Origin of the sequence: Clostridium sardiniense (genome assembly GCF_019753795.1) — a bacterium.
In the GTDB taxonomy this organism is placed as follows: Bacteria; Bacillota; Clostridia; order Clostridiales; family Clostridiaceae; genus Clostridium; species Clostridium sardiniense.
On the sequence record NZ_JAIKTU010000004.1, the window covers coordinates 94,672 to 108,983 of the forward strand.

General features: G+C 29.8%; 7 protein-coding genes and 1 other annotated feature. Of the genes, 1 reads left to right on the forward strand and 6 read right to left on the reverse strand.

Translation table 11 applies throughout. The annotated features are described in order from the left end of the window. Positions 1 to 44: 44 nt before the first annotated feature. The 3 genes from gadC to K5V21_RS05570 form a co-directional block, all read right to left on the reverse strand. On the reverse strand, positions 45 to 1,607 hold the full coding sequence (gene gadC, locus K5V21_RS05560; protein WP_204594272.1) for a glutamate:gamma-aminobutyrate antiporter: 1,563 nt from the start codon (positions 1,605 to 1,607) through the stop codon (positions 45 to 47). Between the two features lie 730 nt (positions 1,608 to 2,337). Then, a complete protein-coding gene (locus K5V21_RS05565) occupies positions 2,338 to 3,282 on the reverse strand; it encodes a ribonuclease Z (protein ID WP_221859818.1) in 945 nt (314 codons plus the stop codon). Positions 3,283 to 3,296: 14 nt separating this feature from the next. Next, positions 3,297 to 4,601, reverse strand: coding sequence for a bifunctional folylpolyglutamate synthase/dihydrofolate synthase (locus K5V21_RS05570; protein ID WP_221859820.1), 1,305 nt, complete (start codon positions 4,599 to 4,601; stop codon positions 3,297 to 3,299). A 249-nt stretch (positions 4,602 to 4,850) separates the two neighbouring features. On the opposite strand from K5V21_RS05570, the gene K5V21_RS05575 reads away from it, so the two are divergent. Continuing rightward, positions 4,851 to 6,110, forward strand: a complete 1,260-nt coding sequence (locus K5V21_RS05575; protein ID WP_221859822.1) for an FprA family A-type flavoprotein — start codon at positions 4,851 to 4,853, stop codon at positions 6,108 to 6,110. Positions 6,111 to 6,262: 152 nt separating this feature from the next. Here K5V21_RS05575 and K5V21_RS05580 read toward each other — a convergent pair whose 3' ends face one another. The 3 genes from K5V21_RS05580 to K5V21_RS05590 all read right to left on the reverse strand — a co-directional run bounded on the left by K5V21_RS05580 (position 6,263) and on the right by K5V21_RS05590 (position 14,279). Continuing rightward, positions 6,263 to 6,919 (reverse strand): GTP pyrophosphokinase, encoded by a 657-nt coding sequence (locus tag K5V21_RS05580; protein WP_221859824.1) that lies wholly within the window; start codon positions 6,917 to 6,919, stop codon positions 6,263 to 6,265. Between the two features lie 59 nt (positions 6,920 to 6,978). Next, a complete protein-coding gene (locus K5V21_RS05585) occupies positions 6,979 to 9,624 on the reverse strand; it encodes a valine--tRNA ligase (RefSeq protein WP_221859826.1) in 2,646 nt (881 codons plus the stop codon). A gap of 54 nt (positions 9,625 to 9,678) precedes the next feature. Beyond that, positions 9,679 to 9,907: a binding site (T-box leader), on the reverse strand. A gap of 61 nt (positions 9,908 to 9,968) precedes the next feature. After that, positions 9,969 to 14,279, reverse strand: coding sequence for a 2-hydroxyacyl-CoA dehydratase (locus K5V21_RS05590; protein ID WP_221859828.1), 4,311 nt, complete (start codon positions 14,277 to 14,279; stop codon positions 9,969 to 9,971). Positions 14,280 to 14,312: the final 33 nt, after the last annotated feature.

The following is a 14,312-nucleotide window of genomic DNA, read 5'->3' on the forward strand; positions in this document are numbered from 1 at the left end:
CTCCTAAATTTATTAATTTAAAATAATATTAATTTAAATTAATATTATTCTTTATTATTTTTCATACTGTCTGTTTGATCCATAACATCTTCCTCATTTGAGTTAATATGATGTTCACCTCTTGCTATTGGATGTACAAAACTGTTAATTTCATGATGCTTAATTCTTGAAACTTTATGATTATTACTACCATTTTGGGATTTATCATGTAATGCATATATAGCAAATGGTATTATTATCGCTATAATGAAACTAATTACTAGTATAACCTCATATTCAGTAGTACTTTTACCTGTTAAACTGCTTGGTGGAACAAATGATATTATTAATGAAAGTATTGACATTATTAAACCAGCTGCAGCAATTATTGTCTTAACTACTATACCGCCTGGAATTTGATATGCTCTATTTAGATTCTTCTTTTTATATATTAATACAAAATAACCTATAAAGAATAATATATAACCTACTAAGTAAATTACAACTGTTAAAGAAATTGCAGTTAAAAATGAAACGTTGTTACCACCGCCTCCAAATGTTAGAACTGCTGCCCATATTGTAACAACAACACCTTGAACCATAATTAATGGAACTGGTACGTTATGTTTATTAACTTTTCTAAATACTTTTGGTAAAATTCCATTTTGAGCTGCTGTATACATCCCTCTTGATGGTCCTACAACCCATGCACTAACTTCTCCTATAACACCAAGTGCTATCATTAAAGCTATAATCTTTACAATCCAAGTTCCATTAGAAGTAAAGTGACCTACTAATGCCTCGAATGTTTGTACAACACCAGCACTTAAATTTAACTGTGATTGTGGTATTACTGATGCTACCCCTAATCCTCCTACAGTATTTAATATAATAGCTACTACTATTAATATAATCATTGCTATAGGGTAATCTCTTTTAGGATTAGTCATTTCATTAACATGTGATGCTGATGCTTCAACTCCCATATATGCCAATATAAATGATACAAATACAACCAATGTGTTTATTTTAGTGAAATCTGGTATAAATGCTTTTGTACTTATTTCCACATCTATTGGATTTCCTTGAACTACATAAATAATTACTAATGCAAATAAAATTATTGCAGGTATAACAATACCGACTATAAATCCTAGTTTAGCTATTTTAGCTGTATTCTTTGTACCTCCTAACTGTGAAAAAGTTAGAACCCAGAATATAATTAATACACCAACAAATTTTACAGCTGGATTAGTGTTAAGTGCAGGAAAATCAAATACATATGATAATGCTCCTAATATAAAATAAATCATTGTTACAAATCCAACAGTTATTTGAAACCATTGAAAGAATATTGCTGCAAATCCAAACCTTTCTCCTAAGGTATTTCCTACCCAAGCAAAAATTCCGCCTTCTTGCCAACCTTCAACGGTAGCCATTTCTGCTGCACATAAAGCTACTGGCAAGAACCATAAGAATCCACCTAATAATAAGAAAAATACTAAATGAAATCCTGATGTTGCAAACGTAGGATATTCATACACCGTCATAACCATAGAAGCTGTTATTGCAAAGAATCCAAATAAACTTAATGATTTGGCATTACTTTGCTTTAAATTTTTATCCATAATTTCACGCCCCTTCGATATTTTATTTTTAAACTATTAATATTGCCGACAAAATTAATCAAGTTAGGAATTTTTTCCTATCCCTGTCTTGGCTAAAGTATAACAACTGTAATTTTTCATGTAAAACGTTATTTTTAGGCACAAAGCTCTTAATTTTATAATAATAGTTGATTATAGTGATAAAATTCCATTAATAATATAGCATTCTTATCTAATCTTAGTTTTTCTACTAAATTCACTTTGTAAAATTTACAAATTTCTATCAAAGCCTTTAAAATAGCTACTTTCCTCATATAATTAATAATTATTCCGTAATTGTTAATTTTCATAAATGACTATATAGCTTTTATTAATCGTTTACATAAATATTTAATTGTGATAAATTTCCCTTCTAATAACTTCTTTTATTTAAAAATTTTACTTTATTTTATATAACTTTACTTTATTTTCTATATAGTTACAATTTTATACATATCTTTAAAATGTATTAGTCACCTATTAATTATCAATGTACTAATACTCATTTTTGTTTATTATATATATCATTTATTAACTTAAAATTTATTTTTAATATTTAAACAAAAAAAGACCAATATATTACTCTTAAAATAAAGATAAATATTGATCTTAACAAATTTATATATTTAAATACTTTCTATCATAAATTGCCTTATATTCTTTTTTAATCATATGAATAATTCTTGCAATAACTTCTTTTACATATGCCAAGTTAATCTATAAAATTTAATACTTTCTTCATCCCATCATTTGCTAAAACTGAATCTTCAAATGTATCTGTAGCATTGTTTATAAACTCTTCTGGATTTAATAAGGCTGGAGAATAATGAGTAAATATTAATTCTTTTACATTTGCTTTTTGAGCTAAAGCGGCTCCTTCTCTAAAGGTCATATGCTTATTTTTAATTGCCTTCTCTAAATCATTATCATCTCCATAGGTACCTTCGCATATAAATAAATCACTTTCTTTGATAAAATCTACAATACTGTCTATTGGCCTACTATCAGTTATATAGCTTATAATTATCCCTTTTCTTTTTTCTCCTAAAACTAAGTTACTTCCGTATATTTTTCCTTCAAACTCTATTTCTTCTCCCTTTTGAAGTCTACTCCATAACATTTTAGGTACATCATTCTTTTCTGCAAGTTCTTTGCTAAATCTAGCCCTTCTTTTTATTTCTATTCTAGCTCCTATGCACTCAATTGAATGCTCAAGAGGCAATGTGCTAATAATTATTTCACTAGTTTTTTCATCAGAAGGTACTATACGTTTATTTTGTATCTTAAAATTCAAATTATCAAGGTCACATTCTATAACATTTATACTATAAGGAATATATCTAGCTGTAACCATAAGTCCTTCCACAATGCCTTTTATTCCTTTAGGGCCTATAATTGTAAGTTCATCTTCTCTTCCGCTGTTTCCTATAGTAGCTAAAAGTCCAGATAACCCATTAACATGATCCCCATGTCCATGAGTTATAAATATAACATCTATACTCTTAAACCCTAATCCATATTCCCTAATCCATATTTGGCATCCTTCTCCACAATCAATTAATATTTTTCTTCCTTCATAATTAATCATAAGAGATGAAAGATGCCTAAAAGGCATAGGCATGCCTCCACCAGTTCCTAAAAAAGTTATATCTACCATAATAAAGTCACCTACTATTCTTCTTTTACTATGTTATTTATTATACCTCTCATTTCTCCAATCATGTATAAAGAACCTGTAACTAAAATTAAATCATTATTTCCTGAAATCTCTAAAGCCTTTCTAAAACCTTCTTCATAACTATCAAAGCTTTCTACATTTGCATTAACTTTTTCTATTTCCTTTTTAAGTTCTTCTCCAAGTTCTGCTCTTTCACTATGAGGTGTTAGTGCTATTATCTCCTTACTCATAGGTGCTATTATCTTTATCATATCTTCCACTTGTTTGTCTGCCAATATTCCTATTAAAAGAACTATATTTTCATAATTAAAATACTTAATAACATTTTCTTTAAGAGTACTTATTCCTTGAATATTATGCGCACCATCTATAACTACTAATGGATTTTTATTTAATATTTCAAGTCTTCCAATCCATTTTGAATTTTCTATACCTTTTTCTATATCTTTTATTTCAAAATCTTGTACTTTTGATAATATCTCCATTGTCTTAACAGCAACAGCACAATTTAATATTTGATGTTCTCCTAAAAGTCTTAAATTAGCAACATAGCTTTTAAGTTCGCCCTTTACTTCAATCTTTTGATAAACATCATCTTCTCTAATAATTTCTAACAATTTTGCATCATTATATTTAACTTTATATATCTTTGCTGATTTTTCTTTCGCTATATATTCAAGCTCTTTAAGAGCCTCTTCTTTCTGAGGGTATAGTACTAAAGGAGTATTTTCTTTTATTATACCTCCTTTTTCTCTTGCTATTTCACCTAAAGTGTTTCCTAATATATTTGTATGATCCAAGCTTATTGAAGTTATAACTGTAACTAGTGGATTTACTACATTTGTTGAATCAAGTCTTCCTCCAAGTCCAACTTCTATAACCGCATAATCTACCTTTTTATCATAAAAATATTTAAACATTAAACAAGTTATTATTTCAAACTCTGTTGGATGGCTATACCCTTCTTTAATTACCTCTTCTACTGCATATTTTATATAATCCATATAATTTCCCAAATCAGTTTTTTTAATATTTTCTCTATTTATTTGTATTCTCTCTTCAAATTCCTCTAAAAATGGTGAAGTATACATACCAACATTAAAACCTTCCTCAATAAGCATTGAAGAAATCATAGAAGTTGTAGATCCTTTACCATTTGTACCTGCTATATGTATAACATTTAATTTCTTATGTGGACTTCCTAAAATCTCTAGAAGTCTTTCCGTTCTTTCCAAACCATAGTTTGACCCAAAATTCCCCACCTTTTTAATGTAATTCATTGCTTCCTTATAATTCATTTGTTTTCGCCCCTTATATATTAAAATACTGTATTACTTGTTTTGTTAATTTAAAATTAACACTATTAATATTTTAACTATAAATATTTTATTGTCAAAAGTTTATAATAAGAGTATACGTCATTTTACTAAATTTATCTAATTGATAAGAAAATATCATTTACAATCAATTACTTTTTTGCTATCATAAATCATATCGAATTAATATTTATTATTTTATAGAAGTTATTATTTACAAGAGGTGTTAATATGAGAAATGTAGAAATTAAAAAGGACATCTACTGGGTAGGTGCACTAGATCCTAAGTTAAGAATATTTGATATTATAATGTATACTCCATATGGAACAACTTATAATTCATATGTAGTTAAAGGTAATGAGAAAATCGCATTATTTGAAACAGTTAAAGAAAAATGTTTTGATGAGTACTTAAAGACTCTTGAAACATTAGATATTACTCCAGCTGATATCGACTATATAATTGTTGATCATACTGAGCCTGATCATGCTGGATCAGTTGGTAAAATATTAGATCTTGCACCACACGCTAAAGTTGTTGGTTCAATGCAAGCAATCTCTTACTTAAAAGAAATCATAAACAGAGATTTTGAACACATAGTAGTTAGGGATGGTGATACTTTATCACTTGGAAATAAAACATTAAAATTTATTTCAGCACCATTTTTACATTGGCCAGATTCAATGTATACTTACGTTGTTGAAGACGAAGTATTAATAACTTGCGATTCATTTGGAAGTCACTACTCATGTGAAGAAGTATTTAATGACTTAATTCCAGATAAAGATGCATATAACGAAGCATTAAGATACTATTATGATTGTATAATGGGACCATTTAAACCTTTTGTATTAAAGGCTATAAACAAGATAAAGGACTTAAAAATAGATGTTATATGTCCTGGACATGGACCAGTATTAAGAGAAGATCCATGGAAGATAGTAGAAACTTACAAAGAATGGAGTACTCCTGTTAAACCTAAAATTAACGGAGATAAAAAAGTTACTATTTGCTACGTATCAGCATATGGCTACACAGAAGAATTAGCAAAGCATATTGCTGAAGGAATAAAGAAAGATCATAACGTAGAAGTTAAAATGTATGATGTGATTCATCATGAAACTGCTGAAATTCTTAAAGATATTGAGGAGTCAGATGGTTTATTATTTGGTTCACCAACTATAGTTAATGAATTATTACCACCAATTAGAATCTTGCTTGCTAATTTAAACCCTATAATACATGGCGGAAAATTTGCAGCTGCATTTGGTTCATATGGATGGAGTGGTGAAGCAGTTCCTAGAATAGAACACAGACTAGAAGAATTAAAAATGAAATTAGTAAATCCTGGTCTTCGTGTTAAGTTTAGAGCTTCACAAGAACAAATTGAAGAAGCAATAAACTTTGGTAATTCTTTCTCTAAAACAATGTTTGGAGAAATGGATATAAAAGCAGTAGATCATGGAAAGTGTGACGTAGTAAAAAAATAATATTACTATAGAGATATAACTATACTCCTGTAATAAGTAGCTACAAGCTCTAAATAAAAGTTATTGATACTACACATATATTTATGATAGCTATTTCTTATTTAAATAGCTACAAAAAAGAGAGACAATTCTTGTCTCTCTTTTTTAGTATATTAATCCTTAGATAATTTTTCTATTTCTTTTCTTATATCAATCATTTTATTATCTAAAACAGTTATCATATCTGCACATTCTCTAAGATCACTTGATATGTGATCAAGTGTTTTATTCCTATATTTATAATATAGCTTATGCTCAAGACTAGCCCAAAAATCCATAGCTATTGTTCTTATCTGTATCTCTACAGGAACATCTACTGTCCCTGTAGATAAGAATACGGGTATTGTTATTATAGCATGTAAACTTCTATATCCATTTTCTTTTGGATTCTTTATGTAATCCTTAACTTCAATAACATTAATATCATCTTGCTTAGATAATATATTAAATATTAAATATATATCTTCTGTGAATGAACATATTATTCTAACTCCAGCTATATCTTTAAGATTATCCATAATATTCTCCGCTGTAGGTTCCAATCCTTTGCTTATAAGTTTTTGCACTATACTCTTAGGCTTTTTGACTCTAGTTTTTATATGTTCTATAGGATTATAATCATGTAACATTTTAAATTCATTATTTAATATATTAATTTTAGTGCTTATTTCTTCTATAGCAAATTCATATTTAATTAATAAATCTGTCCAAATTAAGAATTCTTCATTTTCAGCAAAGCCTTTAAGCTCACACTTTTCTTCTCTATACATATTCCTATCTCCCATTTTATAAAAAAGCGTTAGCAAAATGCTAACGCTAAGTTTAATAATTATTTTAATGCATCAATTCTACCTTTAACAGCATCTAACATTTCAACATATTTAACTCTTTTTTCTTTTTCTCCTAAAACAACTTTTTCAGGGGCTTTAGCTACGAAACCTTGATTTGAAAGCTTTTTATCTATTCTTTCAATTTCTCCTTCTAGCTTCTTAAGCTCTTTATTTAATCTTTCAAGTTCCTTTTCTCTATCAACTAGATCAAGTAATGGCATGAATAATTCTCCACCCTTTACAACTAATGATACTGCATTTTCTGGAACTTCTTTTTTATCTTCTATAAATGATACATTTGAAGCTGATGCTAATTTTTCAATGTAAGCAGCACCTGCCATAAATGCATCTTTAGCTTCATTTGATATATAACACATAACACTTGCTTTTCTTGATGGTGGTACATTCATTTCTGCTCTTAAGTTTCTTAGATTCTTAATTGCTTCTATAACAAATGCCATATCTTCTTCAGCCTTAACATCATTTAATTCTTCCTTAAATTCTGGCCAAGCTGATAGAGTTATAGTTTCTTCCTCTTCATTTAAATGAGTAAATATTTCTTCTGTTATAAATGGCATTACTGGGTGAAGTAATTTAAGTCCTGATTCTAAAACAGTAAATAATACATTGTAAACTATTCCCTTCGCCTTTTCATCTTCTCCGTATAATACAGGCTTAACTAATTCTATATACCAATCACAGAATTCTGTCCACATGAAATCATAAACCTTTTGAAGTGCAATTCCAAGTTCAAATTTATCCATGTTTTCTGTAACTTCTTTAATTAAAGTATTTAAATTTGAAAGTATCCATCTATCTGCTAAACTATACTCTTTGCAATCTTTATATTTATTCATTAATTCTCTATCAAGGTTCATCATAACAAATCTTGAAGCATTCCATATCTTGTTTGCAAAGTTTCTTGCTGATTCAACTCTTTCTGGATAATATCTTATATCATTTCCTGGTGCATTACCAGTAACAAGCATAAATCTTAAAGCATCTGCACCATAAGTATCTATAACTTCTAGTGGATCTACTCCATTTCCTAAAGATTTACTCATTTTTCTTCCTTCAGAGTCTCTTATTATTCCGTGTATTAATACATTTTCAAATGGAGTTTCTCCCATGTTATGTATACCACTAAATATCATTCTTGCAACCCAGAAGAATATAATATCATATCCAGTAACTAATGTATTAGTTGGATAGAAGTATTCTAAGTCTTCAGTTTTATCTGGCCATCCAAGTGTTGAAAAAGGCCATAATGCTGATGAGAACCAAGTATCTAAAACATCTGTTTCTTGTTCTAAATTATGACTTCCACACTCTTCACATGTAGTAATTTCTCCTGTTGATACGTTTATATGTCCACAGTCATTACAGTACCATACTGGTATTCTATGTCCCCACCATAATTGTCTTGATATACACCAATCTTGTATATTTTCCATCCAGTTAAAGTATGTCTTTTCAAATCTTTCAGGAATGAATTTTGTTTTATCATTCTTTACAACTTCTATAGCAGGATCTGCTAATGATTGCATCTTTACATACCATTGTTTTGATATTATAGGCTCTATTACAGTACTACATCTATCATGAGTTCCTACATTGTGGGTATGGTCTTTTACCTTTACTAAAAGTCCTAGGTCTTCTAAATCTTTAACCATAGCTTTTCTAGCTTCATATCTATCTAACCCTTGGTATTTTCCGCCTTTTTCGTTTATAACTCCCTTATCGTCCATCACCCTTATTTGAGGTAAGTTGTGTCTCTTTCCAACTTCAAAATCATTAGGGTCATGTGCTGGAGTTATTTTAACTGCACCTGTACCAAATTCTATATCAACGTATTCATCACCAACTATAGGAATTTCTCTATTTACTAATGGAAGTATTAAAGTTTCTCCTATAAGATGTTTAAATCTATCATCATTTGGATTAACTGCAACTGCTGTATCTCCAAGTAAAGTTTCTGGTCTTGTTGTAGCAATCTCTAAGAAACCTTCTCCATTTTTTAATGGATAATTTATATGCCAGAAGTGTCCTGCATGCTCTTCATATTCTATTTCTGCATCTGATAGAGCTGTTTGACATTTAGGACACCAGTTAGTTATTCTATTTCCTTGGTATATAAGACCTTCTTTATATAGCTTAACAAATACATATTTAACTGCTTTATCTAAATGTTCATCCATTGTAAATGCTTCTCTTGTAAAGTCAGCTGAGCATCCCATCTTTTTAAGTTGAGTTCTTATTCTTTCTCTGTATTCATCAGTCCATTCCCAAACCTTTTCAAGGAATGCTTCTCTTCCCATTTCTTTCTTCTTAAGACCTTTTTTTAGAAGCTCATTTTCGACTTTAACTTCTGTTGCAATTGAAGCATGGTCTTGACCTGGAAGCCAAAGCGTTTCAAATCCTTGCATTCTCTTAAATCTTATAAGCATGTCTTGAAGTGTATTGTCAAGTGCATGACCTAAGTGTAATTTTCCTGTTATATTTGGTGGTGGCATAACGATTGAATATGACTTCTTATTCTTATCAACCACTGGCGTAAAGTACTTCTTTTCTTCCCAAGTTTTATAAATTCTATCTTCAAATTCTTTTGGATTATATGTTGTTTCAATATTTCTTATATCTGACATATAAAACTCCTCCTTAAAATTAATCTATTTAAATAAAAAAAGAGCTTTCATCCATAAAAGGACGAAAGCTCGTGGTACCACCTTTATTCCTACAAAGATTTATAATTAAATCTCTATAAGCTCTTAATTAAAATAACGACCTAGACAGACCGTCTTTAGCTACTATAATTTCACTAAAGAAGCTCAAAAGCTACCTTCAAAATATTTCATATAAAGGGCTCTCACCTTTTCCCTTCTCTCTTTGATATTTACTATTTTTACTCCTCTTTCTCATTGCTTTTATTATATTATTTAAATATTATCTTATATTAATAATCCTTTTTTGTCAAATTATTAATATAAATTTATTGATGAAGAGTTGCACTTGCTTCTTCAAATGATTGTTGTGGCTCTTCAAAGATTTCCACAACATCTCTCTCTATTTTATTTTCTTCTTCTTTTACTTTCTTAAATGCAACTGATAGCATAAGCTTAATTCTATTAACTTGATTTACAACTGAAGCACCTGGGTCATAATCCACAGCCACTATATTAGCAGCTGGATAATTCTTTTTAAGTGCTTTCATCATGCCTTTACCTGTAACATGGTTTGGCAAACAAGCAAATGGCTGCATACAGACTATATTATCTGCACCACTCTTTATAAGCTCTATCATCTCAGCTGTTAAAAACCAGCCTTCTCCTGTTTGATTTCCAAGTGAAAGTATCTTTGAAGCCATCTTTCCAAGATGTTTAATATTTTTTGGAGCCTCAAATCTATCACTCTTCTCTAATGCTTCATTCATTGTTTTTCTATAGCTTTCCATATACTTCATAGCAAGCATGCTTAAATCTCTTGAAGTTCTACTAAATGCTAAATATTTATGCTTAAAGTCACTATCATATGCTGAGTAGAAGAAGAAGTCTAAAAGATCAGGCACAACAGCTTCTACTCCTTCACTTTCTAAAAGACTAACAATATCATTATTTGCAGTTGGGTGATATTTAACTAATATCTCACCAACAACACCAACTCTTGGCTTCTTGATATCTAATAATTCTAACTCATCAAACTCTCTTATAAGATCTTTGATATTTCTATTAAACTCTCTCTTACTTCCATTTCTAACATTCTCTTTTGCTATCTTATTCCACTTTTCATAAAGCATATTAGCAGACCCTTTAATCTTTTCATAAGGTCTTGTTCTATATAAGACTCTCATAAATAAATCACCATATACAAGTGCCATTAATGCTCTCTTTATAAGCTTTAACGTTATTTTAAATCCTGGTTGTTTTTCAAGTCCTACTGCATTTAATGAAAGAATTGGAACATTGTTAAACCCAGCATTTTTCATTGCAAGCTTTAAGAATCCAATATAATTTGTTGCTCTACACCCTCCACCAGTTTGAGAAATTATAACTGATGTATTATTTAAATCATACTTACCTGATTTTAAAGCCTTTATAATTTGCCCAATTACTATTATTGAAGGATAACAGGCATCATTATTAACATATTTTAATCCCTCTTCAACTGCACCCGGATCACTAGATGGAAGTATCTCTATATTATATCCAGCAGCCTTTACAGCTTCCTCTAATACATCAAAATGTATTGGTGACATTTGTGGACACAATATTGTATGATTGTTTTTCATTTCTTTAGTAAATACAGGGTTCTCATAAGCTATATTCTTAACTACAGGCTTATAATTATTTCTATCTCTCTCTTCAATTGCTGCTTTTAATGATCTTATTCTTATTTTAGCAGCTCCTAAATTATTACCCTCATCTATTTTAAGAACAGTATATATCTTACCCTTCTCTTCAAGAATCTCATTTACTTGATCTGTAGTAACAGCATCTAATCCACAACCAAATGAATTAAGTTGAATCATTTCAAGAACTTCAGAGTCTCTAACATAAGCTGCCGCTCTATAAAGTCTTCCATGATATGTCCATTGATCTACAACTCTAAGAGGAGCATGTAATTCACCTAAATCTGCAATACTATCTTCTGTTAATACTGCCATTCCAAATGAAGTTATAACATCAGGAATTCCATGGTTTATTTCTGGATCTATATGATATGGTCTTCCTGTTAATACTATACCTTTTTTATTAGTCTTCTTAAGGTATTCTACAACTTCTCTTCCTTTATTTTTTATATCATTTCTATAATTTTCTCTTTCAATATATGCTTTAGTTACAGCATCCCTAGCTTCTTTAATAGTTATTCCAAAATCTTTAAATTCTTCAACTATTCTCTTAGCTAATACCTTCTCATCATCTAAAGAGAAGAATGGTGCTATATATTTTATATTTTTTTCTAAAAGAACATCCATATTATTTTTAATTACCTCTGGATATGAAGTAACCATTGGACAATTATAATGATTTGTTGAATCACTAAATTCTTTCTTTTCATATGGTATACATGGATAGAATATTGTATCTACTCCATTTTCTATTAAAGCCATTATATGTCCATGTACAAGTTTAGCTGGATAACACGCTGATTCTGAAGGTATAGTATCAATACCTTTTTCATAAAGCTTTTTAGATGAAACTGGTGAAGATACAACTCTAAATCCTAGCTCTGTAAATAATGTAAACCATAATGGATAATTTTCATACATATTTAAAACTCTAGGAATTCCAATTGTTCCTCTTTTAGCATCTTCTTTCTTTAATGGCTTATACCCAAACGTTCTTTTAAATTTATATTTATAAAGATTTGGAACTTCCTCTTTATTAATGTGTATTCCAAGTGGTCTTTCACATCTATTTCCTGAAATAAATTTCTCATTTGTAGAGAATGTATTTTCAGTAAGAAGACAATTATTTCCACAAAGTCCACATCTTCTAAATTCTGAAGTCATCTTAAAATCTTTAACTTGTTCTTTTGGTAATATTGAAGATTTCTCTCCTTCTACATACCTCTCCTTTGAAATTAAAGCAGCTCCAAAGGCTCCCATAAGTCCTGCAATATCGGGTCTTACAACTTCTCTTCCTGATATCTTTTCAAAACTTCTTAAAACAGCATCATTATAGAAGGTACCACCTTGAACTATAATTTTTTCTCCCATTTCTTTCTCATCTCTAATCTTTATAACTTTATATAAAGCATTTTTGATTACTGAGTATGAAAGTCCTGCTGATATATCTCCAACAGAAGCTCCTTCTTTTTGAGACTGTTTAACCCTTGAGTTCATAAAAACTGTACATCTTGATCCTAAATCAACTGGTGAATTAGAGAATAATGCAGCCTTTGCAAACTCTTGTACTTCCATTCCAAGGGACTTACCAAAGGTTTCAATAAATGATCCACATCCTGATGAACATGCTTCATTTAAAAGTATACTGTCAATTACTCCACCTTTAATCTTTAGACACTTCATGTCTTGACCACCAATATCAAGAATAAAATCTACTCCAGGTAAGAAGTATTCAGCAGCTTTATAGTGAGCAATTGTCTCTATTTCACCAAGATCCATATGAAGAGCTGATTTAATTAATGCTTCTCCATATCCAGTTACTGTAGCTTTTGCGATTTCTACTCCCTTTGGAATATTATCGTAAACATCATTCATTATATTAACTATTGTTTTTAGAGGATTCCCTTCATTACTTCCATAAAATGAATATACTATTTCTCCACTTTCATTAATTAATACAACTTTAGTTGTTGTAGATCCAGCATCAATTCCTAAAAACACTTTTCCTTTAGTATCTTTTAATTCTGCTCTTTTAGCTTTTGCCTTATCATGTCTATCTTTAAATGTTTTATAATCTTCTTTACCTTCGAATAAAGAAGGTAATCTTTCTATAGCATCATCTTTAGCATCGCCTATTTTATTAACCTTATCTATTAACTCCTTAAATGAAACTGAAGCTTCTTCACTTGATAAAAGTGCCGCACCCATCGCAACAAATAACTGTGAATTATCTGGAAATATTATTTCGTTTTTTGTAAGTCCTAAAGTTTCAATAAATCTATTTCTAAGTTCTGATAAGAAGTATAGTGGTCCCCCTAAGAAAGCAACATTTCCTCTTATTGGCTTACCACAAGCTAACCCTCCAATAGTTTGGTTTACTACCGCTTGAAGTACTGAAGCTGCTATATCTTCTTTTTTTGCTCCCTCATTTATAAGAGGTTGAACATCAGTCTTAGCAAACACTCCACATCTTGAGGCTATTGGATATATTACTGAGTGTTCTTTTGCAAGATTATTAAGTCCTGACGCATCAGTATTTAATAATGCTGCCATTTGATCTATAAATGCTCCTGTACCACCAGCACAAGTCCCATTCATTCTTTGCTCTATTCCACCTTTTAAATAAGTGATTTTAGCATCTTCCCCACCAAGTTCAATTGCGACATCAGTTTGAGGAATAATATTCTCAATAGTCTCAGTACAAGCTATAACTTCTTGAACAAACTTAACATTAAGCCATTCAGAAACTGAAAGCCCTCCTGATCCTGTAATAGTTACTGTAACCTTTCTATTTCCTATTTTCTCATAACACTCTTTCATTAGCCCAATTATAGTATTCTTTATGTCTGAGTAATGTCTTCTATACTCAGAATATACAATAGCATCACTACTATTTAGCATTACTAATTTTACCGTAGTTGATCCTACATCTAACCCCAATTTATAATTGTTCATTAATTTTACACCTACTTATTTCATTTTAAATAA